Below are 26,296 nucleotides of genomic sequence, written 5' to 3'. Positions count from 1 at the left end.
TTTTTCTCTTTTATAAATTTAAACAGCACACGTTTCATCATCACAGCGTTTGCTCGCTGGCGAGACCATGTCCCAAATTGAAACTGCCACCATTAAGCCCAAGCCCGTATAGGTGGCGTATGTACTCCAGCCGTATTGAAACCAAGGATATAAAGACAATAAAACTAAAATAGGCCCAAGTATACCAAGCACGGTGCGGTGCCATTGGCGATGACTAAACCAGCCTAAAATGTTCATCGCCAGCGCCAGGGAGGCAAACAACGGAAATAATGTATTAATGAAGAGTCCTTCCCATTGCCCTAAAAAACCCATGCCTAGAGCGGCGGCAATGTTTGCAATAGCGGGAAGCACATTGCACATCCCATTGCTGACACCAGTGCCCCTAATGACCCAGCTTTATCACCTGCGCGGGTTAATAATTTCAACGGATTGAACATTATTCACCTTTGCTTTTTAGGGTTGATGGATAACCAGCATTTGTTGTTGCTTCGATTAATGCGTCTACATTGGTTTTGCTATCATCAAATGACACCACTGCCAACTTGGTGTCATAAGTCACTTCAGCTTTGTTGACGCCATCTATATTTTTTAATGACTTCTTGACGGTTATAGGGCAAGTCGCACAATTCATGGTGGGCACATCAAGCGTAACGGTTTGAGTTTCTGCAAAAGTACTTATGCTAAAAAGTGGAAACAAAGCAGCTAATAATAGTTTTTTCATCATAATTTCCCAAAGTTACGGTTGTGTATTGATCAGTTTAATATTGTAAAAGTCCAAAATGTTAAGCAAACCAAAGTATCCAATAGTTGCTTGTCACTAAAACAATGGCGGTAATCGTAGTGAGCCAAAAAATCACTTTGCGACGCTGTTGTGTTGCGGGTACTGCGCACGCGGTATTAGGGGCGCACTCTTCAACGGGGCGATAAATTTTCCACCCCGAGTAACCAAACAACATAACGACAAAAAGAATAAACACGGGCCGATAGGGTTGAAATGCCGTTAAATTACCTATCCAAGAGCCGCTTATTCCAAGTAGCAGTAGCACCAAAGGCCCAACACAGCATACGCCGGCTCCTATTGCCGCGATAATGCCGCCGAGCATAGGAAGGTTGGATTCTTTCTCATTCATATAATTACCTATTATGTTATGACTCATTATAAATTGCGTACCATGGTACGGAGTCAACAGGCTTTTTTTACTTGGGTATTACACTTTTTTGAGATGTCATAAAAGGCACAGCATCAACCTTGAATACTTGTGCCAAAAACAATTTTTTGTAATGGAGGGACGCGTGGGGGGCAGGTATCTCGTTTATTTATGGCAACTGCAAAGCATCAATAATTGGGCAACGGGTTTGATCATCATTGCTTTGGCATTGTTCTAAGTTTTCCAAAAGCGCTTGTTCTAAAAGGAGCAAGTCGGCTTGTTTTTTACGAATATCGATTAATTTTTTCTCAGCTAACTCTTGCACCTGACTACAAGGGTTATCATTGAGTGACAGCAAACCTTCAATTTCATGTAACGTGAACCCTAAATCCTGAGAGCGCTTTATGAAACGAATTCTATTCACCGTTTCTGTAGGATAATGTCTATAGCCTTGCAACGGTTTAACAGGCTGCTCGATCAATCCCCGACGCTCATAAAAACGAACAGTTTCGACGTTTATCTTTAATTTTTTTGCTGCTTTACTGATGGTTGTAGACATTCAATAACCTTAACTGTAGAGCGTAAACTAAACGCATTTACGAATAGTAAACCGCATTGTAACTTAACTGAGCAAATCCTATATAACATCGACGAGACATCCTGTTGTGCTGTTCAAACAAAAAGCCCGCCATTATTCATCTTAACTCATAAGCAAGTATGCTCTCTGCGTAATATGTAAACCTTGAATGTATGAAGATGCAGCTTGGACAGTGCCTGGACATGACGTTCACTTTCTCATCTTCAGTTTTTTTCGAGGTTTTTCAATATGCCACACGACGCGACAGCGCTACCTGAATGACATGATTGCTGCATCTCACTCAACATTTCTTTCAAGGTGCAGAGCTCATCGATTCTTTTGACAACCGCTATTAAATGGGCGTCAATCATTAGGTTGATTGACTCACAACTACGCTCAGGGAATTGACGTATTTCGAGCATCTGCTTTATTTCTTTTAAGGTCATATCGAGATTTCGGCAATGTTTAACAAATTCCAATCTTTTTACATCATCGGGATGATAAAGGCGAAAGTTCCCTTCAGTGCGTGACGGCCTTGCTATTAGCCCCTCTTTTTCATAATAGCGGATAGCTTGCACTGAAAATCCTGTCATAGTGGATAATTTACCTATCTTCATTTATTTGAATTCCTACACTTGACTCTATAGCCACTATAGAGTCTATAGTGGCTATATTCAAATTTGTTGGGAATAAAAATATGAGCGGATGTGGATGTGAAGTTGAGATAAAAGACGCGAGCCAAAGGCGCGTACTTTATTGGCTTTTGAGTATTAACGCCCTGATGTTCTTTGTCGAGTTTGCATTGGGTTGGATTGCCCAATCCACTGCCTTGATTGCTGACTCCTTAGACATGCTTGCTGATGCAGTTGTGTATGGTATAGGCTTATACGCCGTAGGAAAAACCTTGACGCACAAAGCCAACGCGGCATTAGCCAGTGGTTATCTTCAATTAATGTTAGCCGTGCTTATTTTAATGGATATTACCCGTCGCCTCATGTTCGGAAATGAGCCCGATTCCATGCTAATGGTCTTAGTGGGTTGCATTGCCTTGGTAGCAAATGTTATTTGTTTAGTGTTGATACAACGGCACAAAAGCGATGAAGTACATATGCGCGCGAGTTGGATTTTTTCTGCCAATGATGTGATTGCTAATGTGGGGGTTATTTTCGGTGGTGCATTAGTATTTTGGTCAGGACAGCGTTGGCCTGACATGGTGATTGGTTTGATTATTTCCATCATTGTTTTTAAGGGCGCATTGCGAATATTAAAAGATGCTCGCCATGAGCTTGACACTATCGCCTCTGCTGGCATATCAGAAAATGCTTATATTGACAGCAATGGGGACATCAAATGAACACTACATCAAGATTATCAGCGCAGCACGCAAAGCTTACCGAGGCTAGTGCAATATTGGATTTTAAGACCCCTAACATCGCCCAGCTCATTAGTGAGCGTGACTGGGAAAGGTTAGACACATTTGAGCAGATAGGTGCGGCCTATCAATTTGTGAAAGACGAAATACAGTTTGGCTACAACCGAAGTGATGACATGCCTGCCAGTGAGATATTAAAAGATGGTTACGGACAGTGTAATACCAAAGGAACGCTCTTTATGGCGTTACTCCGTGCCCTTAATATCCCATGCCGCTTACACGGATTTACCATTGACCAGTCATTACAAAAAGGCGCTATTCCACCGCTGATATTTCAGCTAGCGCCAAAATATATATTGCACAGTTGGGTTGAAGTATATTTTGATGGGCGTTGGGTCAATCTTGAAGGCTTTATTTTGGATGCGCGTTATTTGTCAGCTATCCAAACGCGCTTCGGTGCGGACACAGAGACATTCTGCGGATATGGCGTAGCGACCCAATGTCTTTCATCGTCGCCTGTAAATTGGACGGGAAGCGATACCTACATTCAAAAAGAGGGTATTCATGATGACTTTGGGGTTTTTAACACACCTGATGAGTTTTATACGAAACACGGCACCAACCTGTCAGGTGTTAAGCGTTGGTTATACATATACGTGTTCAGGCACATAATAAATTGGAATGTGGCCAGAATAAGACGCTACCACAACAGAGGTAAACAAATTGCATCAGCATAATCATTCGCACAACCACAGTGCATCAAACCGCATAGGTTGGGCGTTTTTTCTCAATGTGATGTTTACCATCATTGAATTTATCGGTGGTTGGTTGACTAACAGTACCGCCATCATGGCAGATGCCGTGCACGATTTGGGTGATAGTCTGTCCATTGGCAGTGCTTGGGTACTCAATAAATTAAGTAATAAACAAGCCTCTGATAGTTTTACTTACGGCTATAAAAGACTTTCATTACTGGCCGCATTGCTGAATGGCGTGGTGCTTATATCGGGCTCAATCTGGGTGTTGTTTGAAGCGGTCCCTCGCTTAGCAGAGCCACAAATGCCTCAGGCACAAGGTATGTTGTTGCTATCGATTTTCGGTATTGTGGTGAATGGCTTTGCAGCCTATAAGCTCAGTGAGGGAGAGTCCTTAAATGAGCGAGTATTGAACTGGCACTTAATGGAAGATGTGTTGGGCTGGGTGGCAGTATTCATCGTGTCGATTGTGCTGATGTTTGTCGACTGGCCGATACTTGATCCACTCCTGTCTATCGGTTTTACATTGTTTATTTTATTCAATGTGATCAAGAATCTGCGAGAGACGGTGACCCTTTTTCTTCAGGCGACACCGGATAATAAGACTCAGCAACAGTTACGAGAAGCCCTCATGAGTATCGCTCATGTGGCACAACTGCATCATTTACATTTTTGGTCTCTTGACGGTGAACATCATGTTATGACAGTGCACTTGGTGCTAGATGAAACGATATCAACTCCTAAGTTAGTCATCCTCAAAACAAATGTTTCTGTGATGCTGGCACGCTTCAATTTAGCGCACACTACTATAGAATTCGAATTCCCCAGCGAGGCCTGCCGTGATGCCTGATAGTCTTGTTGTGTTACATATTGTGTTGTTATGGTGGGTATTCATCTTGGGTGTTTTTTGTTATATTGATAATAAGCTTCACTTTACCATTTTGACTATGACTAGGTTCTGAAGAAAATAATGAAATCGACTTCCTTAGCTTACCTCTTGCTTATATTGATTGCATTGCAGTCAGTGTTTGCTGTGGCTAAAGCGGAAAGATTTCATCAGGACGAACCCGCGCATTTAGCCCAAGTTCACGAGCATCAGAGTGGCGATCAGCTTAAGCATAACAATCAAAGCGGTGACCCACAGTCCCAGCACAATCCAAGCGACTGTCATCACTGTGGTCACTGTCAAGGCTCACATTTGCAGTGGGCCTATACCTCATCTCCTCTGGGAGTTGAGGCGTTCATCGATGTCAATGCCTATTGGTATCGTTCCGCTATTGTAGAAGGATCTGCCAGCAGATTGCTGCGCCCACCTAAAGCCTAATTTTATTCAATCTAATGATTAACGGTTTGTGTCTTCACACATAAACCGCTTTGTGAATTGTTTAAACTATTAGGATTTACCAATGTATTTGAAATTAGATGCGCGAAGTATTTTTATCACACTGTCGTTACTACTTTGTATCAATAGTGTCGGCGCGACAGAGTCAGAGCCTCGCGAGCGACTGACACTTGCGATGGCAATCAAACAAACCCTTTCCCTCAATCCACAGTTAAAGGTATTCGGCTACCGCCAACAGGCCCTCGATGGCCTGGCGCAAACCGCAGGCCTGTCTCCGGCCATGGAGATCGGCGTTGAACTGGAAAACGTGCTTGGCACTGGAGAAGCCCGTGGTATTGGCGGAGCAGAACTGACTGTCGCACTTTCATCTGTGCTCGAAATGGGCGATAAGCGTGCGGCACGAAGTCAGGTTGTGAGCTCTAGCCGAGCGGTTCTTGATGCGCAAAAACTGGCTGATTCACTGGACTTGCTTGGCGACGTAACGCGCCGCTACATCGATGTGTTGGCGGCACAATCACAAATTTCTTTGGCATTAGAGGCCCAGGAGCTAGCCAGTAGCACCCTTGATATAGTGAAAAAACGTGTCGAAGCCGGCGCAGCACCCAAAGCAGAGGAAAAACGTGCGACAGCGGCCTTGGGGCAGGCTCAACTTACCTTATTGTCAGAGCTGCAACGGCTTGATTATTTGCATATCGCACTGGCAGCACTATGGGGCGAGACCAATCCTCAGTTTTCTCAGGTCGAAGGGGAATTGTTTCGCTTTGGAACCGATACCGATTTTGAGTCGCTTTATGCCAAAGTGCAGCGAAACCCGGCTATTCAGGTGTTCGCGTCCGAACAAAGGCTCAGAGACACAGAAGTGAGGCTAGCCGAAACACAATCTACTGGTGATATTAGCTGGTCCGTAGGGGCACGTCGCCTGCAAGGCTCGCGTGACACCGCACTGGTGGCCGGGTTCAGCATGCCGCTTTTTTCATCCAAGCGAAATTCAGGGGCCGTATCCACTGCCTTAGCACAGCGTAACGAAGTGTCGGTTCAACGCGAAGTCGCGCTACTCAACATGTATAGCCAATTGTATCGCGCCTATCACAATCGAAAACAAGCAATACTAAGCGCAGAAGCCCTGCAAAACACCATCATTCCGGCTTTGGAGCAGGCATTAAACGAGACACAAAGTGCCTATCAACGCGGTCGCTACGGCTATCTTGAATATATATCTGCCAAACAAGAGCTACTAAATGCACGAAGAACCAGTATCGAAGCTGCTTTTGCAGCGCTTACCTATGGGGCGGAAATAGAACAACTCACCGCTGTGCCTTTAGCCGCTTCATCGTATCAATTTTCAGGATCAACACAATGACATTACAAAATTCCAACAATACGTTATTTCATAAAGCCGTTTTGGCCGGTTGTGCATTTTTGCTCATAACATCTCAGGCAATGGCCGAAGTGGGTCATGATGACGAAGAAGAGCATGAAGAGGGGCATATCGTACTGACTCAAGAACAAATAGAGCATGCAGGCATTGGTTTGGCCCAGGTGGGCTCAGGTACCATTCGTGATGTCTTGCCAGTATACGGTGTGATTGCCGTAAACGCAGAGCGAGTACAATCGGTTAGTGCCCGCTTTGAGGGGAGTATTCTTAATGTCACCAAATCCATTGGCAACCCAGTGCGTAAAGGCGAAACGCTGGCGACAATAGAGGCAAACGAGAGCCTAAACACTTACAGCATAAAGTCGGCAATTAATGGGGTGATCACTGAGCGTGCGGCTAATGTAGGTGAGCAGACAGCCAGTAGAGCACTGTTCGTCATAAAAGATTTTTCGAATGTGTGGGCTGAACTGTCTTTGTTTACTAAAGATCTGCCGAAAGTGTCAGTGGATCAGGAGGTTCGCATTCATAGTGTGAATTCAACCGTGACAGCGAACGGGAAAATCGTCTATATCGCACCTTATGGGGATCGTAATAGCCAGACCATTACCGCGCGCGTGTTGATTGACAACCCAGACGGACGATGGAGTCCTGGGCAATTTATTCAAGCCGAGATTACTTTGAGTGACACTGTTGCCCCTCTGGTCGTGCGCAATGAAGCGCTACAAATTGTGGAAGGGCGTAGCGTTGTTTTTGTTCAAGAGGAAAAAGGTTTTGAACCACGCCCTGTGACTCTAGGTCGCTCTGACGGTGAGGTGACTGAGTTGCTAACAGGCTTATCCGGCAACGAAACCTATGTCACAAGCAATAGTTTTATCCTTAAATCGGAGATGGGTAAAGAGGATGCAGAACATGGACATTAAGGCTGACAATTCTAAGGTTTATCACAATGTCGATGCACTCACACTGGTGCAGTGCAACGTGACAGGTAACGATCAAAAGAGGATGTCATTATGCTGGACAAACTGATCCAATTTTCCATTGCCAAACGTTACCTAGTGATGTTTCTCACCCTCATTATTGCTGCCTTGGGCGTCTGGAATTATCAGAATCTGCCGATTGATGCGGTGCCTGATATTACCAATGTCCAGGTGCAGATCAATACCGAGGCTCAGGGATATTCGCCTCTGGAGGTAGAGCAACGTATTACCTATTTAGTGGAGCTGGCCATTACCGGTTTACCCTATGTGGAAAGTACCCGTTCTTTGTCCAGATATGCCTTGTCGCAGGTGACAGTAGTGTTTAAAAAAGGCACCGATATTTACTTTGCGCGCAATCTCATTAATGAGAGGCTACAACAAGCTAAAAGTGAGATGCCCGATGGTATCGAGCCAGTGATGGGGCCGGTGGCAACGGGACTTGGAGAAATCTTTCACTACGCAGTCCATGCCGAGAAAAATGCCCTGCAAGCAAACGGCCAGCCTTTTGATGCTACTGCACTTAGAACCTTACAGGACTGGGTTATTCGACCACAATTGCGTTTGGTACCCGGGGTCACCGAAATTAATACCATTGGTGGCTTCGAAAAACAATTCCATATTACTCCCGATCCTACACGTCTACTTGCATTTGGTGTGAGCTTTGACGATATCGTCAGGGCAATGCAGCAAAATAACGCCAATGTGGGCGCGGGCTATATCGAAAAAAATGGCGAGCAATATTTAATTCGGGCACCCGGTCAAGTAGCGGATATTGCTGCCATTGAACAAGTTATTGTCACTTACTCACAAGGTGTACCGGTGAGAATTTCCGATGTGGCGGAAGTGGGGTTTGGCAAGCAGTTGCGCACCGGCGCTGCGACGCTTGATGGTGAGGAAACCGTGCTTGGTACCGCCGTCATGTTGCTCGGCGGTAACAGTCGCAGCGTATCTGCGGCCGTTGCGACTAAGCTCATTGAGATCAATAAAACACTACCCAAGGGCGTAAGCGCTGATCCAGTCTACGATCGCACAGTATTAGTGGATAAAACGATTGCAACGGTACAGACAAACTTACTCGAAGGGGCAGTATTAGTGGTCGTTGTTTTACTGGTGATGCTCGGTAACGTGAGAGCCGCGCTTCTAACAGCCATGGTTATTCCTTTATCTATGTTGATTTTGATGACCGGGATGGTGGAAACCAAAGTCAGTGCCAATCTGATGAGCCTAGGGGCCCTGGATTTTGGCCTCATAGTGGATGGTGCGGTGATTATTGTGGAAAACTGTATTCTACGTTTAGCCGGACGGCAACACCACCTCGGCCGTATTTTAACACTCGAAGAGCGTTTTCAAACTGTGTTTACCGCGACCCGGGAAGTGTTCACCCCAAGCTTAATCAGTGTGCTTGTGGTGATCCTGGTCAACCTGCCCATTTTGGCGCTGACCGGCGTAGAAGGGAAGATGTTCACGCCCATGGCACTGACCGTTATCATGGCTTTGTTGGCCGCATTAGTGCTGTCTCTGACTTTTGTGCCAGCGGCCGTCGCGTTGTTGCTAACCGGTCACATCGCTGAGAAAGACAATGTGATTGTGCGTGGAGCAAAGCGTTTTTATGCCCCCGTGCTAGAAATAGCCTTAAAATTGCGTCTACTCGTTTTAGGTTTGGCCGTGGTCTTTGTGTTGTTCTCTGGCTGGCTGGCGACAAAGATGGGCACGGAATTTATTCCGAATCTGGATGAGGGTGATATTGCCATTCAAGCCTTGCGCATTCCAGGTACCAGCCTTACGCAGTCCCTAGGCATGCAATTCCAGCTTGAACGTGCAGTATTGGACGTCCCTGAAGTGAAAACATATTTTTCTCGTGTTGGTACAGCAGAAGTGGCCAGTGACCCGATGGGACCAAATATTTCCGACGGTTATGTGATGCTCAAAGATCGTCAAGACTGGCCGAACCCGGACAAGACTAAAGCTCAATTGATTGAGGATATTCAGCAAAAACTGGCATTAGCTCCAGGTAATGCGTTTGAGATCAGTCAGCCCATTCAGTTACGTTTTAACGAACTGATTTCAGGCGTTCGGTCGGATCTGGGGATCAAAGTATATGGTGACGATCTAGGCCAATTACTCACCTCCGGCAACGAAATTGCGGAACTACTGGGTGGTATCGAGGGGGCTGAGGGAGTCAAAGTCGAGCAAGTTTCCGGGCTACCTATTTTGTCGATGGAAACCAATCGAGAAGCCTTATATCGTTATGGCTTAAACGTGGCGGACGTGCAGGATGTGCTTGCCGCTGCGACGGGAGGCGAAGAAGCCGGTTTGGTGTTTGAAGGTGATCGCCGCTTTACCATAGTGGTGAGGTTAACCGAACAGTTACGCAGTAATCTGACGGCATTAGAGCGCCTTCCTGTGCCGCTTCCTCAAGGTGGGTATGTGCCTCTTGGAGAACTGGCCACACTCATCCTTGAGCCGGGGGCTAACCAAATTTCACGGGAAAATGGTAAACGTCGCCTGGTGGTAAGCGCCAATGTTCGGGGACGCGATCTAGGTGGGTTTGTGTCTGAAGTTCAGGAAAAAGTTGATCAGAAAATTAGTTTGCCACCCGGTTATTGGCTTGCATACGGCGGTACTTTTGAGCAGCTTCAATCTGCTTCAGAGCGATTAACGCTGTTGGTGCCGATCACTCTGGTAATGATCTTCGCGTTGTTGATGATGACCTTCGGCTCAGCCAAGGACGCCGCTCTGGTCTTCAGTGGTGTGCCGCTGGCCTTAACAGGTGGCGTGATCTCCTTGTGGTTGCGTGATATTCCCTTATCAATCACTGCTGGTGTGGGATTCATTACCTTATGTGGAGTGTCGGTGTTAACGGGCGTGATGATGGTTTCAGCGTTTAGGGATGGATTGGCAAATGGTAAGAACATAGACAGTGCCATTCGTGAAGGTGCCATGTTGCGACTGCGGCCCATATTGATGGTTGCCTTAGTCGCGGCGCTGGGCTTTTTGCCCATGGCACTCAATACCAGCACAGGTGCAGAAGTGCAAAGGCCACTGGCTACCGTGGTGATTGGCGGGATTATATCCTCCACCTTACTCACCTTGTTGGTATTGCCGGGGCTATACCGTATGGCTTTTCGCAAACCACGTATCGCGGTAGAAAATGCTGCGGCTATTAAATCCTAATCGCTTGTCTTTGCAACAGGGGCAATGCTCTCCTGTTGCAAAGCAGGTATTTAATCGCGAGATTGTTTACTGTTTATTGGAGAAAATTAATTATGAAACAAATAACAGCTTTTATTCATCATGTCCGCTCAGCCGCAGTGTTTGAAGCACTGCGGGATGCGGGCTACAAAAACATTACTTTATTCGATGTAAAAGGCACACTCAAAGCGCTGAGTGAATCTGAGCAAGATTACTCTGCTGAATCAGGTGTGGTCATCTCAGAGGTGCGAATATCACTATTTTGTGAAGATGTTGACGTTGATACGGTGACCGGCATTATCCGTAAAACGGGGGATATAGGCACAGATATTTCGGGATGGGTGTATGTTAGCCCTATAGAGCAGGCTATACCGATTGGAGGCAATAAAATTTAGCCCTAAAGCGCAAGGAAGCGCTATTTCAACATGTTGTTCAATCCGTTGATCACTTAGTTGAACGGAATAATGAAAAAGGAGACCCATGACGATAGCGTTGTAAATAATTTTACCCATATGTAAGATTTTTCACAACATACTAAATTTTAACGACTGGGTCTTCCTTGCTATTTACATGCATACAACAAGAACAGAATATGGGAGTTTTATGTTATGCCAAAAATTCATAGCGCAGTAAGCCTTATATTATTAGGCTTACTGAGCTTATTCCTGATTGGATGTAGCTCGTCGACAAGATTGACAGAAGTGGTAAATATTCCAAACGAAAAATGGAGGATCACAATCGTAACCGTATCCAAGAGTGACTTGGGTTGGAATGTTCATGGTAGATTGAACTCACCCAATATATTTGGTTTACCGGACGGACATGTAGTCGTTTCTATAGTCTCCGAAAATGGCACACTATTAGAGGAAAAAACGGCTAACTACAGAAAAATAACTGGCAATGCAGGGCGACATAGAAAGCACCAATTCGGCGTTGCTTTGTTCTCTGTTTACTTTGATTATGTTCCTGAAGGGTCAAAAGTGGTAGCTAAGCATTGCATTTAAACAATAGATAGTCTTGGGGAAGTCGTTTGAGGAAGCATCCCTCAATGTTACATTTACAGAGTTTAAACCAATCAGATTAGGTGAATGAATCACTGGAATTTTAGCTGCCAGGCGCTGTAACAATAAGCCCTGAAATTAGCATGTAACCGAACGAGTAATAGAAGGAATATCCCAAATAATACTTATATGTCTAATACTCTTTAGTATTGGACATTGGCTTTGGTTTTCGCTATCTCTTCGGGCCCCTTCCAAGTCTTTCCAAAGCCTCAGGCCAATGATTTACATTCAATAATTAAACACTGTACCTTTTTCGCTACAACGATTAAGGTAAATAATTGTGTCGTCATCTTATTTCGGCTCACAACCCAAAGCAGACCTTAGGCTTAAACTATTTTACGGCTACTTCATCCGATATTGCTGATATAAGTATGATTGAGCTATTTCCAATTACATCATGAATAATTTAACTTTGTTCTGATCCCGATAGCTCGAGTATTGTGAAGCAAGCAACTTGCCCCCTTTTTTTATAGCTGGCTAGTTGGTTAGGGCGATCATCGGCCGTTCACGTAATACGTATTTCTTTAGATTTGTTAATATTTCCGATTGATATCCTAATGACTGGAGATCCGACAACGACTGTTAGTATTTATATATAAATGCTGTCATATTTCAATGTAAACGGAACCGCTAATTTAAAAACTTGGCTAAACTTTTTACACCACTACATAATATGCATATTAGTAACGGTTGAGAACCTTCGAATTAAACGATTTGGAAATATAAAATGAATGTGTTGTATATAATAGGAAATGGATTTGATCGATGGCATGGTCTTCCTACGAGCTACTGTGATTTTTATAAATACTCAAAGCAAACTCTGGATCAATATAAATATTTTTTTGAACAAAGTGGTGTTACTGAGCCTTGGAGTGATTTCGAAAACAATTTAGGAGAATATGATTGGGAGTTACTGTATTGCGAATATGAGCAGCCTAATTTAAGTAGTGAATCTTTTCGATCAAGTTATGTTTATGGTTTAGAAGATGGGATTACAGAGCAAACAGAAAGTTTGGTGTCTGATATTACAAGTGAATTTGAGTCGTGGGTGAACTCAATTGATATAACTAATGTTAGCCCTAAAATGTGTTTCATACCAGAATCTAAGTTCCTCTCATTTAACTATACTAATACTCTGCAAAGTGTTTACAAGGTGCCCCATGGCCACGTTAAGCATATTCATGGGAATGTAGATACGCGTGAAAAATTAATTTTTGGGCATTGTAGTATGAGAATGGAACCGTCTGAGTTCGATGAAGATGGCTATAGTAATAGCAAATATTTTCATGATGCAGAAAATGCAGCGAGAAAACCCTTAGCCGCTTTAAAAAAACCAGTTGAATTCATTATCGATAACCTTTCACACTGGTTTGATTCCTTAACTGATATTGACTGTATTGTAGTACTCGGCCACTCTCTAAATTCAGTAGATATGCCATATTTTAAAAGAATATTTGAATTTAACCCATCAGCAGAATGGGTTGTGAGTTGCTATTCAACAAGTGAATGTGAAAAGCATAGAGGGTCCCTCGTAAACATTGGTATCACAATAGATAAAATTAGAACATGTGATTTAGATAAAATTAGCGAAGTTTTAGACCAATAAGAAGGACATTTTACTTAAGTGTATTTTGGTCATGGCTAATTAACATAGTACCTGCTGCGTCAGAGCTATTGAAACCTGCGACTAGAATACAGTCCCTGAATAGCCTTTATTGGCACAAATTTGCCCTTCAGCTTAAGCCTGGCTTCGGCCAAAAAGCAGATCTAACAGGTTGGCCTATACGAAGGCAAAAATAAACGTTCACCAGCCAGTTACGTTTCATTCAGTCGTATAACTGTTGATCGCCCATTGCTGCCGTTTTCGTAATCCCCCCCACTTAGGGGGTACGATAGCGGGTAAACGACTAACTAAACCTTCCCCATTAGAAGTTACTTTTTAATATAATTTCCCAAAGGAAACATATTTCATATTAACTAGATAATTAAGCGCGAATGCTTTTGAACTCCTGCATCTTTATGTTAATTTGGATAAATAAAATTAAATATTATTCAATAACATATGAAACTATTGGTAATCAGTGATCTGCATGTCGGCCCTAAAGCAAGAGCTCAGGACTTTTCGACTGCGCCTGACGATATGGCGTGCCGTAATACTCCTGATTATCTAAAAGAGTTTGATGATTTGGTCGATAAAAATCAGTTAGAAGTTACTCATATATTGATCGCTGGTGACATAACTCAAAGTGCAACTTATGAAGAATTTGAGTTAGCCGCATGCAATATTCAAAAATTAGCAAAAAAACTCAATGTAGATAAAAACAAAATTTTCTTTGTCCCTGGCAACCACGATGGTAATTGGGATGAAGAACGAATATCTATTGCAAATAAAGAACCTCTTGCGTTAAGCATTTCAAAAAAATACACCAACATAGAACAACATCCATTTTTTTCTACCTTACTCGATAATGCTCAGTTTAAAGACATGTATAAAAGTCCCTTTGGTTCAATTTGGATGGATAAAGAACTTGTAGTTGTTGGTGTCAATTCATCTGCAAATGATCTAGCCATTAATGATTTACATCATGGTTTGGTAAACTTGAAAGAGCTAGATATTCTTAAATTAAAATTGTCTGAACTTGATACAAGTGGAAAATTGAAAGTACTTATTACACACCATCATCCTAAAAATCTTGCCGACAGAACTTTTCCAGAAAATGATTATAGTATTATGCAAAATGCTGATTATTTTCTTCGATTAGCGACTGAAAAAGAATTTGATGTAATCGTACATGGTCATAAACATATACCTAGGTTTGATATTCATTCGGACGCTAATAATTTTCCTATAGTTACACTATCTTCAGGGAGTTTTAGTGCCTCTCTAAAAGACTATCATAACGGAGTTGGTAACTTCTTTCATATAATAGATGTAGAAGGTAAGTGCCCCACAAACAAAAATATTCTTGGTAAAGTAATATCATGGGCATATTTTGATAATAATGGGTGGATAACTGCGGATAAATCGAGGGACTATATAAGTCATGTAGAGTTTTTTGGTGATGTCAGAAACAAGAGCGTCTTAAAAAATGAATTTAGAGCTGAAATACAAACTCATCTACTTGTGAATGATTTTTTTAGGTGGTCTTCTTTTTTAGTTAAAAAACCTGAAATGAAATACTGCAACTTAAACCTCCGCGAAAATGCAATCAAAGAAACTTGCTTAGAAGAAGGTTGGGAATATTGTCCAATGAAGAGAGATGGTGATTTTATGATTATGAAGGAGGATTTATAGTGAGCTCAAGTTTCAAAAATGCATTCGAAGCTTCTAACGCTCGTGATTTTACATCTCACCAATTAGTAAATGAATTTATCTGGACTGATTCATTTAGTGACCTTTTATATTCGACAAAAAATCAAATGGTTTTAGGATCAAGAGGCTCTGGGAAGACTGCATTAATAAAGATGTTATCGCATCAAAATTTAAGGAAGCTTTCAGTTAAAGTAATAGATAATGAAGATAATGAAGAATTTAGACAGATTGAAGAAGCTAAAAAAGTAATTAGAGAAAAAAGCTTTATCGCAACATACGTACCTTTAAAAGTTGAATGGATTAACTCCCTCGAGAATTATGAAGGATCCAAAGAAGCATACTTCACGTGGAGTTTAAATTTAGCAACATGTGCCAGATTGCTAGATACAATTATTAGTTGTACTGAGGAGTACATTGAAGGTGAAGTTAAAGCAACTTTAATGCAAAGAAAAATTTGTAAACAACTTTCAATCTTATGGACGTTACCAAAAATCATTAATAATTTTTCTGATTTTCGTAAAGAACTTGAAATTATTGAATATAGGAAAAACCTAATTTTCAATAAAGAGTCAATGGGAATAGAGTTAGGTGAAGAGGATAAAATGCTCGGAATTTCTTTTCATGGAAGTCTGTTTGCTCCGTTCACAATCGCTACCAAGACAATTGCAAATTATTTAGATATTCCTGAATCAAGTAAATGGGTGCTTTGTTTAGACGAGGCTGAATTTTTAGCTGAGGTACACCATCAAATACTTAATACCCACATGAGATCAGCTAACGATATTTTCTTTAAAATAACTACAATGCCTTATCGACATCATACTCTTTCTACTACCGTTGAAGCTAATATAAATGTAGGTCATGACCTTGAATATATCTATATCGATAAGCTCGGCACCATCAATATGAATCAAACCACTTCTGATGCTAGGATTGAAAAGTTTGCCACAAAGTTATTTGAAAATCGTCTAAAACAATTCACTAAAATCGGTGACATAAGCCTTGAAGGTTTAGTGGGGTTATCAAAATTATCTCAAGATACTACAAAATTAACTGATAATGATGAGTTACTTAAACTCATTGATAGTCACTGTAATCCAGCAACTAAAGAGAGAGCAAAACGTTTATATAAAACAGATATAAATAGGTTTAATGATGAAATATCGCGAAAGCTAAGAGGAATATTACTTTTGAGAGATGAATTTCATAATCGCGTTGGTAGTAGTAATACGCCTTTATACAGCGGAAAATCTATAATATCTCGTTGCTCCGACGGAAATCCAAGAAGACTCTTTAGACTTTTTAATCACTTGCTGAATGGAAATGCAACAAAGATAACTCCTGAAACTCAAAGTAAGAGAATTAAAAGTTTTTCATACAGCGAGCTTGAAGTTATAAAGTTCGAAAAAGGTGGAAAGAACTCATTCGATTTCCTGAATAAAATAGGCTCATTTTTTAAGGAGAGAACTCTGGAAACAAAACTTGGGTCGGATTTACCCCAAGCAATTAAGTTGAAAAATTCTATTGAAGACCAAACTTGGGAAGCTATAAAATCAGCTGTTGATTTAGGTTTAATGTATCCCGTAATGAAAAAAGACAGTAATCATAAAAATTTATTTCCAATTAAAGAAGGAACATTTTGCCTAGCAAATTGCCTAGCACCGCACTTTAATCTTTTTCCTCGAGTTGGAAAAGCAATTGACCTTTTTAACGTCATGACCCCTCAAAAGGGTAATAAACAATTGGGACTTTTTAGTGATGAATAATATTCGTATAAACGATTTATCACGTTCTGAGTTTATTAATAATGAATATGACTTGGTGATAATGACTTCTGGATATGAACCTAGGTGCACTCATATAGCTAGTTTACTTTCTGGTACTACTAGAGTTAATGACTCGTTAGTATTCTCTTATGAAGAAAGTAAGGAAGACCCTACGCAAATAGAAAATGAAAAGAAGTTTGAATCTTTTGGTTATGATCAAAAACTCAGTTTAAATCACAACGAAGTTAAGAAGGTGTACCAAGCCATAATTGAAAAATTAAAATTTGTAGCTGTAGATTCAAGACCATATAAACTATTAATAGATTACTCATCTATGTCGAGAAACTGGTATGCCGCAATACTCAATTATTTATTTAACTTCTTTGAACATTCAGTTGAAGTAACGTTTGTTTACTCATGTGCTGAGTACCCTATAAATAGCGGTTTCTTAGATTTTGAACTAGGTGATGTAAAAATACTCCCTGGGTGTCAAGGTTCATCTATAACCAAAAGTAAAACTGCTGGTATTTTTATGTTGGGATTCGATAAGATAGGTCCGTTGAGCTTTCATAATTTACTTGAGCCGAACTTAACCTATGGCATGCTCTCAGCACCCGGTTCTTTACCCAATTACGAACAGCAAGCTAGAGATATTAATGCCCAATTTATTCAACACCAACTTAATGATGCTAAAAATTTACTATGTTCTCCAATTTTCAGTGTTTCTCAAACATTTGAGAATTTGTGCCAATTAATTAGGCCTATTAAGGATCATTATAACATTTCTGTAGTTCAGTTTGGACCTAAACCACACCTACTTGCGTCCATATTAGCTGGAATATCTTTTAAAAATGTTAGCTGTATTTATTCTGAATATAAAAGAAGTAAGTCACATGATGTAAAGGCAAGTGGAGAATTAGTTGTAACGTCGATAATAATAAACCACAAAAAATCCAACTCCTAGGCTAAACGCTTAGTACCACTTGTCAATTTGTGTTTTTTATCGAAGATACACACTTAAACAATTGCGACTTAACTTATCGTTTGAGCAACAGGAAACCTATTGGATCACAGCCACTGAAACGTCCGCTTTGGGCGTAAACCCGAAGTAATAATCAAAGGTACACGATGACCGTTTTCGGCCGAAAATGATTAACGGGGTTGATTTACTGGATGACTTAGATTTTGTCAGCTGCTATAGCTTTCTCGATACACCTTTTTTAATTCGATCCCTGTGTGCCGGTGCAACATAAACCTCAACTGTCGTCTTAACACTCGCATGGCCAAGTTCTTCAGCTAACATGGTTTCGCTGATTTCACCTAATGCCTGCGTGGCACCGGTGTGCCTTAACCAATGGGAAGATGCACCAGCAATGGCATGAGCCTGTTGCTTTTTTTCTTTCTTAACCAGCGACTTGATCACCAAATCAAATGCTTCTTCCACCATATTATTCAGGCTATCTTGATGAAGCGGTTGACCGGTTTTTTGTGATGGCATAATAGGCGTGTTTTCGTCGATATGGGGTAGGGGGGTTAACCCTAACGACTCTCGATAGCGAATTAGCACATTGTCGATAAATTCGTCGGGTACAGTTACCAGGCGTTCTTTTTTGCCTTTGCCAATGATGTTCAACACCCAACCTTCACCGCTGGGGTCTTGTCTGAAATGGCCAAATATCGGTGTATAATAATCACGATGTGACAGCTCTGATATCCTTAAAAACAACACTTTTAGCGTAAGAACCAGAAATCGATGCATCTCGTATGCAGGATTTTCATCGGCCGCCTGCGTAAGCGTATCCACAAATAGCTGCCAGGTTTCATCGTCCAATGTGTGTGGAGGCTTGTAGATCTTTCCTTTCACCATGTACTTACAGCTTTTCTTCACCAAACTGATTGGATTACGGGCAATGTGTTCTGATTCCCATAGCTCCTTCAAAAACACATTTAGGGAGGCATAAGAATTTTGTAATGATGTTTGATTAAGACTGTAGCGGTTTTTAGGCTGATCTAAAGCTGAACGCTCTGGTGAAATGAGCTCATTGGTTTTACGGTTGGCTTTTGACTGCCGAAGGACAAATGGTCGCCAGGTTTTATTCACAGTGCGTATATCAGTACCAGCCTTAGCTTTAAAGCGACTAGCAATGGTGGTATCAGAAATCAGTGCTTTAGGCGGTGACCAAATCCAATCGATGTAATCTCGGATTTCTTCCGTACCTAAATCTAAAATTGACTTTTTCTTTTCGTTCCAGCAAAACAAGATAAATCGCTCAGCTTCATTTCGAAAGCCGGTTTGTGTGCCTTTTGAGTTGCCCACCACGCTAACAAGAAAGTGAAGCAACAATGCCAAATCTTTTCGCGCAGCAATGCCGTTGTCTTCCATTTTGGTTAGGTATTCATCCAAAGAAGGGTAAACATGTGGGAACTCTGAAGAGTTTAATAATTCTCGTTGCTGAGGCAATAAGTTGATGGTGTCGGTGATGGGATGATATTTCATAGGAAGTAGAGTACACACACAAACACACCTGGTCAATTCGTAATAATGTCAATTATTACGAATTGTAGGTAGGTTTGAAACGCTAGTCAAAATGGCCAAACTAAGCATCTAAACGTAAACTCCATTCCTAATATCGGTAAAGACATCAAATAAATATCGGATGACCTTGAAATACGACAATATTTTTGCAGTCGTCTCAGGCGAAAAGTGATCCGACCTAATAAAAAGATACACAAGCATGCTGATTTCGATAGCATTCCCATAAAACATATCGCTAACAGGTTAGGCGTAACCGTGTCGATAGCCAAGTCACTCGCCAAGGTGGAAGTATTCAACGCAAGTGTATTTCCCAAACTTCTATCGTGACATTTCTTAAACGTTTGAGTGCAAAAAGACCAAGATGCTGAGCAGCGAACAAAATCGGAACGACTAATAGATGAGGACGTTAAAGCTGTAGAAAACTTATTCAGTCTATTGTCGATTTAATGCAATGAACTTTAACGAGCAATGGTTTTAGCCCGCAAACCAACCTAACAGACCATGCGGATAATTTAATGTTGTTTAATGGAGTTTCCCTTTGCGACTTTGGTTAATGGCAACCGGTGGCCCAATTAAACCGGTAGTTTAAAGTCTTGACTCGTGACTTAATTAAGCAGTTTTGTGGCTGTTATCTGGTGAACCATACTTGCTATTTCAGCGTTTTGACCTATGGCACCAATGATTACAGGGGCAAGCTTTGTGATTGGAACATTATAATGATCAAGCTTGCCATCAACAGGTAATATATGGCATCTGGCCAATTGACGCCTGACAATTGACTCGATTTTGCGAGCATCACCATTCTCTGATCTAGATTTTAGTGTTAACACCACCGCAAAACTATTGGTCTTAACTCTATCGTTACACCTGTCAGCGCTTCCAATTTTAGATAAAGAATTAACTTCTTTTACATAAAAATATGGGCTTTGTCTGAAATCAGAAGTTAACTCATCTACATATTGCAATAAGGGTAATGTGCTAAACGATGGTAGCCAATGAGTATTCCTGTTGATCTTATATTGTTGTTCCGCCGTGCAGAATATTTGTACAGCCTCATTAAGGGTTGATTGGTTCAAATGAGAAATGTCATGTAACTCCAGCAAATCGGTAATATGTTTGAGCAGTCGTCGCATTTTTACTGGCGTGTCATGTGATGCGGGGACAATTATTTGCAACTTCCTTTTTTGAAGGATTTTTAATAATTTAAGACTTGGCCAATTTTTGCTGCTTCCAACGTTGAACGATTTGCTTGATTGCCAAAACTCATACAAAGTATCTTTAACGGCATAATCACCGTTATTGAGAATGGTGGCTAAAGCCGCTGACGGTGAATCTGGTAGAGCCGTAAAGGCAAAACTTTGTTCAATATTTTTGGTTAAATTAAAAGGAATTCCGTGAGCGATTGGAACGCCTAATGCGTCTGATATATCTTTTACAAAATGTTGGCCAGTTTGTTTATAGTTACACAGGTTTGATGTTGTTAATGTTATTCCTGTGAGTGAAAGGATTATTTGTGAAATTAGTGGGCCAGATATACAGTTTAAGTAAGACCTGAATCCAACAGCATTAGATATTTTGGAAACAATTAGACAGCAAAGTTGCTCATAATGATTATAACCATCTTGGTCAATATTTAGTCGTTCACAAACTTCTCTCCACTTAACATATTCAGTGTGCATATTTTTTTTTCCTTATTGTGGCGTTCTTGGCATGCGGATATGTTGATTGACGTAGGATAGTATTTCAGGGCAAATCTGTTTCGATATACATTGCTCGTCTATAAACTGAGAGGCAATTAATGCAATTTTTTGAAATGTATTCGTGTGCTCGAATCTGCGTATGATTGGGGCAACCCGAGTGTCATGTTTTAAGTTTAACAAGCACTCAAAGGCACCAAACAGATATCTAAACGACAACTCATAGGAGCGTATTGGCCAAGATATATCATCGTAAGGATACAAGCTTTTACCTAGTTTTAACGCCGCAATAGGGCACCCGCAATCAGCAAAGTACTGTAGGATTGCTTGAGCATCTGGGCTGGGAGCATCAAGATATACATTTCTAAACGTTGCTTTACTCCATATAAAAATTTCACCATCATTTTTATGCATTTGAATTTGAAATTCTTGCTCACAGTCTGCCAGTAACTCTTTATTGGCCAGTCGAGTAAAATCAGTGTGAAACAGTTTATTCATTTCCATCTTCCAACTGCCTTTCATGCTCAATGAATGTAACAGCACTACTCCATGATGTAGTATTTTCAAATGTAATGACTAAGCATTGCCATGGCATTATGGTTATACGGTGTGAGAGGATTGATACGAGATCAACATAAGATTCAGATAGATGTACTTCGTCAGATTTAATTAATGTAATGACTTGTTCACCGTCAATTATTTGTGCTGACCAAACATCATCTTTTTCAACGAAAAATTTTGTTTTAGCAATTTTATATGGCCCGCACATTTGTCGATGAAAATTGAGCCATCGAGGATTTAGCAATGTTAATTGGTTTGGTTTTTGACTGGGAGTTGACGGAAGTGGGATTAATGATTCAGAGAATTTAATGGTGTGAGTTTCACTAACTATTGTATCCATATTTAACCTCATAATGCTTATAATAATGAACTAAGTATAGTCAAATATCTCAAATGTCAAATCAAAATGATTCGACATTAAATGAGGGTGACATAGATGATTTTAGTCATGTATATTGGATAAAAATCATAAGAAAAGATTAGATTGGCACATTTTATATTAAAAAATATTTCTATGGCTCAGCAGTCTAGGCTGGAATCAATTGATTTCTTACTGGAGTTTTTTGGTAAAGTCAGTCGGCAATGGTTGAGTGAATATTGGAAAATGGGTTCGGCAAATTGTACGCGTGATCTGGCACTATACAAACAGCTTGCTCCAACCAACTTAATTCTGAGACATCAAAACAAAACGTACTATCGAACTGATGAGTTCCAACCAGTTTTTACACATGACGTACAAGCTGCTTTAGCTAAATTGAATCAATGTTTAGATAAGAACTTAACTGAGGAACTAAGCAATGAAAATACTGATATAATTAAAGGTAATGATGCACTCATTTTACCAGATAAAACCATTCTAGCCACGGTATGTCGGGCGGTCAGTTTAGGTAATACTATAAATATTAGTTACCAAGGTTTATCAGAAAAATGCAACTTAATAGAAATAGCTCCCCATACAATCTTCTTAGGTTTTTTAGGTTGGTATGTTAGAGCATATGATAAAAGTTTGGGAAAATTCAGTGATTTCTTCCTTTGCCAAATCGATGGAATAAGTGAACTCAACCAAGGGTTCGATAGAGTCGAGTTAATTAGCAAAGATGAACAATGGAATAATTTGGTTGAACTGATATTGGAGCCTCACCCAAGTGTTAATAATGCAAAAGCCATAGAATTGATTTATAAAATGAAAAAAGGAGTATTGAAAATCAGGGGTAATGCAGTGATGGCAAAACATTATCTTCGACGTGAAAATGTTGACTGTAATCTTAAGTCATCAGAGGGGAAATTTTTACTTCATCTAAAGAATAAAAGGGAGGTCGACTTTGCCTTTAAAACGTGAGAGTTTTTATTATATTACCACGTATATTTAAAATACATCGGGAGTAAATTAAAAATTGCTTTGAATATATTAAGAAAATTGGGAAGTATCGCTATGATAAAAAGCTCATTTTTAGCTTGGATATTACGTATGCCGCTTATACAGCGTTGGGCTGTTATGCACTTGATAAAACCGGAAAATGTTGCTGAACATAGTCACCAGGTTGCCGTTATTGCGCATTTGCTGGCAACAATTAGGAATACATATTGCGGGGGAAGTATCTGCCCAGAAAAAGCAGCGACAGTTGCTCTTTATCATGAGGTATCAGAGACGAAATTACAGGATGTGATCCATGTAACAAAATACCACAATCCTGCAATAACAAAAGAATTTAAAGCTATTGAAGAGTTGACGGAAAGAGAGTGTTTAAAAACGCTTCCTGAGGATCTTCAACCAATTTTCAGTGAATTATTGATACAGAAAAACGTTGATCCGGAATATAAGAAAATTGTAAAAGCTGCAGATATGATTTCAGCTTACTTAAAGGCATGTGACGAAATCAAATTTCTTAATCCTGAATTTAATGCTGTTAAGCAAAGACTTGAAGAAAAAATTAACAAATTAAGAACAGAGCTACCAGAAGTAGAAGTATTTATGGAAATGTTTGCTGAGCGTTGTTTAGTAAATATTGAAGATATGCCGACTGAATTTTAAAAAACGGCAATAAACTGACTTTTTATTGTAGTTTTGTTTTTAAGCAAAACGATAAACGTATGTTATAATACGTATGTTATAATTATATCCTATGGCTAGGTTTTCTAGGTTGTGCGTTAGATTATTTGATTAAACATACGAATTATCGTGATTTATTGCGTAAGGAGGATGTCCGATATCATGAGCTAAACACAATGCCTCTATCAAGGTGTCATTCATACCTAAATGTTCGGTTAATTCAGCGTACTTACTTCTTAGCTGCGCCGCTATTCCTTGGCCAATTTGTGATGCTTCTAATGAATGTGTTAGCCGAGTGCGATAAAAGTCACTCATGCCAACGCCTAATACTTGGGTTTTGGCCTGCAGGCGTCTAAATGCTGCTGAATGTAATATTCTGGCCTTGTCTCTTTGATAGGGGGTGCGATGATCACCTTGGCGTTGAAGTTTCTGTCCATGCCTGCGCTGTATCCAAATATCCATAAATTATATTTGCTCCCAACTGAATTTTTTAATGCCAATAATTTAGGCTAATGTGACCAGATGCTGCTGATTTAATCAAGCCATCTTCTAATAGTAATTAGCATATGGGTCATAATGACTGCTAGATGTGAGTTTATTGCTTGGTTTTTCAATTGAAATCATGAGATTAGTAACATGTCGAAAGAAAAAGCTGTGAAGTAGAAAAATGTGTATTGGTTTTAAAGTGAATTTTAATATTTATTTATCCTAATTTTAATTTATTGGAATAATATATTCTGGTGTTTTAGTTTTATTTCCTTAAAATCGACCTATATTCATTTTCTTAATTCAACATTCAGGATGTTTGCAGTCTACTGTTGAGTGAACGCTAGGAAACCACTTCATGCAGCATCCACAGTTATTGCAGCAGCTTAAAGATGTTTTAGGTCAAGAGCACACCATCATTAATAAACAAAAATCACGGCGCTTTCGTTTTGGTTGGCGCACAGGGGGGGGAGATGCATTAGCTGTGGTTAAACCACAGACATTGTTGTCCTTTTATCAGACCTTACAAGTGTGTGTTAAACATAACTCCATTATTATTATGCAAGCGGCTAATACTGGCTTGACCGAGGGCTCTACGCCTAGTGGTGACGACTACGATAGACCTATAATTATCATTAATACTTTAGCAATGAACCAGATATATCTATTAGAACAAGGTCAGCAGGTTTTGAGTTTTTCGGGGGCGACCCTATTTAGTTTGGAAAACCTACTTAAACCCATTAAGCGTACTCCACATTCAGTTATTGGTTCTTCATGTTTAGGTGCCTCAGTAGTAGGTGGTATAGCCAATAATTCCGGAGGCGCGTTAATCAAACGTGGCCCCGCCTATACAGAGATGGCATTGTTTGCACGAGTTGATGAACAGGGGGTGTTACAACTGGTTAACCATTTAGGTATTGAACTGGGAGAGACTCCTGAGCAAATATTAAGTAATTTAATGGCCGGTAATTTTGCTAAAAATAACTTAGTTCCGAGTGAGGCTCAGTGTTCCGATGGAGAGTATCAGCAGCGTGTCCGTCAAGTGGATGAAACCAGCCCTAGCCGTTACAATGCAGACCCAAGACGTTTGTTTGAAGCCAGTGGATGTGCAGGTAAGTTGGCTGTTTTTGCGGTCAGACTTGATACTTTTGCGGTTGCGGAACAAGAGCAAACCTTTTATATAGGTACTAATGATCCCCTTGTATTAGGTAGACTCAGGCGAGAAGTTTTACAGCAATATAAACATTTGCCGGAGGTGGGCGAATACTTACATAAAGATATTTTTGATATTTCAGCCAAGTATGGCAAAGACACATTTTTGAGTGTGAAATTATTGGGGACTGATCGTTTACCTCAACTGTTTGCTTTAAAAGGTCGCGTTGATGCAATATGTAGAGCAATTCCCTTCGTGCCTACTCACCTTACTGATTGGATTATGCAGACTGCTAGTCGCTTTTTTCCACAACATTTACCTCCTCGTATTTTAGAGTTTCGTGCCCAATACGATCATCACTTAATTTTGAAAATGAGCGGGCAGGGTATACTAGAAGCAAAAAAACATTTGGCTGAGTTTTTTGCTGAACATGAAGGGGATTTTTTTGAATGTGATCCAAAAGAAACTGCCGCTGCTGTGCTAAACCGATTTGCCGCTGCTGGGGCCGCAATGCGTTATCACACGTTATATCAAAAAGATCTTGGGGATTTATTATCTTTGGATATTGCCCTCAGACGAGATGATATTGATTGGTTGGAAACCTTGCCAGAAGAGTTGCAAGCTCAGCTTGAAATGAAGCTATATTATGGGCATTTCTTTTGTCATGTTTTTCATCAGGACTATATCTTAAAAAAAGGATCTGATCCTAAAGAAGTTAAGAAAAGCATGCTTGAATTACTTAATAAGCGAGGGGTGAAATACCCAGCTGAACACAATGTTGGGCACTTATATGAAGCGGAGAAAAGTCTAAAAGAATTTTATTTACAGCTTGATCCAACCAATACTTTCAACCCTGGTATTGGTAAAACAGATAAAACCCAACGTAATTGTAGTTGCCAACATTAGTTGTAGTAGAGCTAACTATAAGGTTCACT

The 26,296-nt window shown here is 40.5% G+C and carries 24 protein-coding genes and 2 pseudogenes; 16 read left to right on the top strand and 10 right to left on the bottom strand.

Annotated features, from left to right (window positions below; all coding sequences use genetic code 11):
- Positions 1–18: 18 nt before the first annotated feature.
- The 5 genes and pseudogenes from merC to GARC_RS12155 form a co-directional block, all read right to left on the bottom strand.
- Positions 19–437, bottom strand: a pseudogene (merC, locus tag GARC_RS12175) (organomercurial transporter MerC).
- Entirely contained in the window at positions 437–721 is a 285-nt protein-coding gene (gene merP / locus GARC_RS12170; RefSeq protein ID WP_193363076.1) for a mercury resistance system periplasmic binding protein MerP, read from the bottom strand. Before merP ends, merC begins: the two are co-directional and overlap by 1 nt.
- A gap of 61 nt (positions 722–782) precedes the next feature.
- Complete coding sequence (locus tag GARC_RS12165) at positions 783–1,130, bottom strand: mercuric transporter MerT family protein (protein WP_007620382.1); 348 nt, start codon at positions 1,128–1,130, stop codon at positions 783–785.
- A 187-nt stretch (positions 1,131–1,317) separates the two neighbouring features.
- Positions 1,318–1,707, bottom strand: a complete 390-nt coding sequence (merR, locus tag GARC_RS12160; protein ID WP_007620380.1) for an Hg(II)-responsive transcriptional regulator — start codon at positions 1,705–1,707, stop codon at positions 1,318–1,320.
- 242 nt (positions 1,708–1,949) lie between these two features.
- Positions 1,950–2,342, bottom strand: coding sequence for a Cd(II)/Pb(II)-responsive transcriptional regulator (locus GARC_RS12155; RefSeq protein WP_007620379.1), 393 nt, complete (start codon positions 2,340–2,342; stop codon positions 1,950–1,952).
- Positions 2,343–2,422: 80 nt separating this feature from the next.
- Here GARC_RS12155 and GARC_RS12150 point away from each other — a divergent pair, with 80 nt between their 5' ends.
- From GARC_RS12150 to GARC_RS12090, 13 genes are all read left to right on the top strand, one after another.
- Positions 2,423–3,079 (top strand): cation diffusion facilitator family transporter, encoded by a 657-nt coding sequence (locus GARC_RS12150; RefSeq protein ID WP_007620378.1) that lies wholly within the window; start codon positions 2,423–2,425, stop codon positions 3,077–3,079.
- On the top strand, positions 3,076–3,834 hold the full coding sequence (locus tag GARC_RS12145; RefSeq protein ID WP_007620377.1) for a transglutaminase-like domain-containing protein: 759 nt from the start codon (positions 3,076–3,078) through the stop codon (positions 3,832–3,834). The genes GARC_RS12150 and GARC_RS12145 overlap by 4 nt, the downstream gene beginning before the upstream one ends.
- A complete protein-coding gene (locus GARC_RS12140; RefSeq protein ID WP_007620375.1) occupies positions 3,821–4,702 on the top strand; it encodes a cation diffusion facilitator family transporter in 882 nt (293 codons plus the stop codon). Before GARC_RS12145 ends, GARC_RS12140 begins: the two co-directional genes overlap by 14 nt.
- A gap of 120 nt (positions 4,703–4,822) precedes the next feature.
- Entirely contained in the window at positions 4,823–5,176 is a 354-nt protein-coding gene (locus GARC_RS12135) for a DUF2946 family protein (RefSeq protein ID WP_039989489.1), read from the top strand.
- A gap of 82 nt (positions 5,177–5,258) precedes the next feature.
- Positions 5,259–6,554 carry a TolC family protein gene (locus GARC_RS12130; RefSeq protein ID WP_007620368.1) on the top strand — a complete coding sequence of 432 codons (1,296 nt, stop codon included), beginning with the start codon at positions 5,259–5,261 and terminating at the stop codon, positions 6,552–6,554.
- The gene (locus GARC_RS12125) at positions 6,551–7,489 is read left to right on the top strand and encodes an efflux RND transporter periplasmic adaptor subunit (RefSeq protein ID WP_007620366.1); all 939 of its coding nucleotides are present in this window, start codon (positions 6,551–6,553) and stop codon (positions 7,487–7,489) included. Before GARC_RS12130 ends, GARC_RS12125 begins: the two co-directional genes overlap by 4 nt.
- Before the next feature lie 90 nt (positions 7,490–7,579).
- Positions 7,580–10,720 carry an efflux RND transporter permease subunit gene (locus GARC_RS12120; protein ID WP_007620364.1) on the top strand — a complete coding sequence of 1,047 codons (3,141 nt, stop codon included), beginning with the start codon at positions 7,580–7,582 and terminating at the stop codon, positions 10,718–10,720.
- Positions 10,721–10,812: 92 nt separating this feature from the next.
- Complete coding sequence (locus GARC_RS12115; protein ID WP_007620362.1) at positions 10,813–11,133, top strand: P-II family nitrogen regulator; 321 nt, start codon at positions 10,813–10,815, stop codon at positions 11,131–11,133.
- Between the two features lie 213 nt (positions 11,134–11,346).
- On the top strand, positions 11,347–11,742 hold the full coding sequence (locus tag GARC_RS12110; protein ID WP_039989488.1) for a hypothetical protein: 396 nt from the start codon (positions 11,347–11,349) through the stop codon (positions 11,740–11,742).
- A gap of 784 nt (positions 11,743–12,526) precedes the next feature.
- Positions 12,527–13,405 carry a bacteriophage abortive infection AbiH family protein gene (locus GARC_RS12105; protein WP_007620355.1) on the top strand — a complete coding sequence of 293 codons (879 nt, stop codon included), beginning with the start codon at positions 12,527–12,529 and terminating at the stop codon, positions 13,403–13,405.
- 456 nt (positions 13,406–13,861) lie between these two features.
- Entirely contained in the window at positions 13,862–15,094 is a 1,233-nt protein-coding gene (locus tag GARC_RS12100) for a metallophosphoesterase family protein (RefSeq protein ID WP_007620353.1), read from the top strand.
- On the top strand, positions 15,094–16,878 hold the full coding sequence (locus tag GARC_RS12095; RefSeq protein ID WP_007620351.1) for an ORC-CDC6 family AAA ATPase: 1,785 nt from the start codon (positions 15,094–15,096) through the stop codon (positions 16,876–16,878). The genes GARC_RS12100 and GARC_RS12095 overlap by 1 nt, the downstream gene beginning before the upstream one ends.
- Positions 16,871–17,842 carry a hypothetical protein gene (locus GARC_RS12090; protein WP_007620349.1) on the top strand — a complete coding sequence of 324 codons (972 nt, stop codon included), beginning with the start codon at positions 16,871–16,873 and terminating at the stop codon, positions 17,840–17,842. Before GARC_RS12095 ends, GARC_RS12090 begins: the two co-directional genes overlap by 8 nt.
- A 231-nt stretch (positions 17,843–18,073) precedes the next feature.
- Here GARC_RS12090 and GARC_RS12085 read toward each other — a convergent pair whose 3' ends face one another.
- The 4 genes from GARC_RS12085 to GARC_RS12070 form a co-directional block, all read right to left on the bottom strand.
- The gene (locus tag GARC_RS12085) at positions 18,074–19,393 is read right to left on the bottom strand and encodes a tyrosine-type recombinase/integrase (protein WP_153810920.1); all 1,320 of its coding nucleotides are present in this window, start codon (positions 19,391–19,393) and stop codon (positions 18,074–18,076) included.
- A 626-nt stretch (positions 19,394–20,019) separates the two neighbouring features.
- Entirely contained in the window at positions 20,020–21,093 is a 1,074-nt protein-coding gene (locus GARC_RS12080; RefSeq protein ID WP_007620347.1) for a hypothetical protein, read from the bottom strand.
- Between the two features lie 12 nt (positions 21,094–21,105).
- Positions 21,106–21,609, bottom strand: a complete 504-nt coding sequence (locus tag GARC_RS12075; RefSeq protein WP_153810919.1) for a hypothetical protein — start codon at positions 21,607–21,609, stop codon at positions 21,106–21,108.
- Positions 21,602–22,012, bottom strand: a complete 411-nt coding sequence (locus GARC_RS12070; protein WP_039989484.1) for a hypothetical protein — start codon at positions 22,010–22,012, stop codon at positions 21,602–21,604. The genes GARC_RS12075 and GARC_RS12070 overlap by 8 nt, the downstream gene beginning before the upstream one ends.
- Before the next feature lie 144 nt (positions 22,013–22,156).
- Here GARC_RS12070 and GARC_RS12065 point away from each other — a divergent pair, with 144 nt between their 5' ends.
- Positions 22,157–23,011 carry a hypothetical protein gene (locus tag GARC_RS12065; RefSeq protein WP_007620345.1) on the top strand — a complete coding sequence of 285 codons (855 nt, stop codon included), beginning with the start codon at positions 22,157–22,159 and terminating at the stop codon, positions 23,009–23,011.
- Positions 23,012–23,104: 93 nt separating this feature from the next.
- Entirely contained in the window at positions 23,105–23,704 is a 600-nt protein-coding gene (gene yfbR, locus GARC_RS12060) for a 5'-deoxynucleotidase (RefSeq protein ID WP_007620344.1), read from the top strand.
- 159 nt (positions 23,705–23,863) lie between these two features.
- Here the strand turns inward: yfbR and GARC_RS12055 are convergent.
- Positions 23,864–24,184: pseudogene (locus tag GARC_RS12055) on the bottom strand (HD domain-containing protein); the annotation flags it as partial.
- Between the two features lie 382 nt (positions 24,185–24,566).
- On the opposite strand from GARC_RS12055, the gene dld reads away from it, so the two are divergent.
- The gene (gene dld, locus GARC_RS12050; RefSeq protein ID WP_007620341.1) at positions 24,567–26,267 is read left to right on the top strand and encodes a D-lactate dehydrogenase; all 1,701 of its coding nucleotides are present in this window, start codon (positions 24,567–24,569) and stop codon (positions 26,265–26,267) included.
- Positions 26,268–26,296: the final 29 nt, after the last annotated feature.

This window comes from Paraglaciecola arctica BSs20135, assembly GCF_000314995.1.
Lineage (GTDB): Bacteria > Pseudomonadota > Gammaproteobacteria > Enterobacterales > Alteromonadaceae > Paraglaciecola > Paraglaciecola arctica.
The sequence above is the reverse complement of the archived record's forward strand: the minus strand, read 5'-3'. Positions and strand labels throughout refer to the sequence as shown.

Coding starts and splice junctions, on each gene's coding strand:
- merP (WP_193363076.1), bottom strand. CDS start 721: ATGAAAAAACTATTATTAGCTGCTTTGTTTCCACTTTTTAGCATAAGT.
- GARC_RS12165 (WP_007620382.1), bottom strand. CDS start 1,130: ATGAATGAGAAAGAATCCAACCTTCCTATGCTCGGCGGCATTATCGCG.
- merR (WP_007620380.1), bottom strand. CDS start 1,707: ATGTCTACAACCATCAGTAAAGCAGCAAAAAAATTAAAGATAAACGTC.
- GARC_RS12155 (WP_007620379.1), bottom strand. CDS start 2,342: ATGAAGATAGGTAAATTATCCACTATGACAGGATTTTCAGTGCAAGCT.
- GARC_RS12150 (WP_007620378.1), top strand. CDS start 2,423: ATGAGCGGATGTGGATGTGAAGTTGAGATAAAAGACGCGAGCCAAAGG.
- GARC_RS12145 (WP_007620377.1), top strand. CDS start 3,076: ATGAACACTACATCAAGATTATCAGCGCAGCACGCAAAGCTTACCGAG.
- GARC_RS12135 (WP_039989489.1), top strand. CDS start 4,823: ATGAAATCGACTTCCTTAGCTTACCTCTTGCTTATATTGATTGCATTG.
- GARC_RS12130 (WP_007620368.1), top strand. CDS start 5,259: ATGTATTTGAAATTAGATGCGCGAAGTATTTTTATCACACTGTCGTTA.
- GARC_RS12125 (WP_007620366.1), top strand. CDS start 6,551: ATGACATTACAAAATTCCAACAATACGTTATTTCATAAAGCCGTTTTG.
- GARC_RS12120 (WP_007620364.1), top strand. CDS start 7,580: ATGCTGGACAAACTGATCCAATTTTCCATTGCCAAACGTTACCTAGTG.
- GARC_RS12115 (WP_007620362.1), top strand. CDS start 10,813: ATGAAACAAATAACAGCTTTTATTCATCATGTCCGCTCAGCCGCAGTG.
- GARC_RS12110 (WP_039989488.1), top strand. CDS start 11,347: ATGCCAAAAATTCATAGCGCAGTAAGCCTTATATTATTAGGCTTACTG.
- GARC_RS12105 (WP_007620355.1), top strand. CDS start 12,527: ATGAATGTGTTGTATATAATAGGAAATGGATTTGATCGATGGCATGGT.
- GARC_RS12100 (WP_007620353.1), top strand. CDS start 13,862: ATGAAACTATTGGTAATCAGTGATCTGCATGTCGGCCCTAAAGCAAGA.
- GARC_RS12090 (WP_007620349.1), top strand. CDS start 16,871: ATGAATAATATTCGTATAAACGATTTATCACGTTCTGAGTTTATTAAT.
- GARC_RS12080 (WP_007620347.1), bottom strand. CDS start 21,093: ATGCACACTGAATATGTTAAGTGGAGAGAAGTTTGTGAACGACTAAAT.
- GARC_RS12075 (WP_153810919.1), bottom strand. CDS start 21,609: ATGAATAAACTGTTTCACACTGATTTTACTCGACTGGCCAATAAAGAG.
- GARC_RS12070 (WP_039989484.1), bottom strand. CDS start 22,012: ATGGATACAATAGTTAGTGAAACTCACACCATTAAATTCTCTGAATCA.
- yfbR (WP_007620344.1), top strand. CDS start 23,105: ATGATAAAAAGCTCATTTTTAGCTTGGATATTACGTATGCCGCTTATA.
- dld (WP_007620341.1), top strand. CDS start 24,567: ATGCAGCATCCACAGTTATTGCAGCAGCTTAAAGATGTTTTAGGTCAA.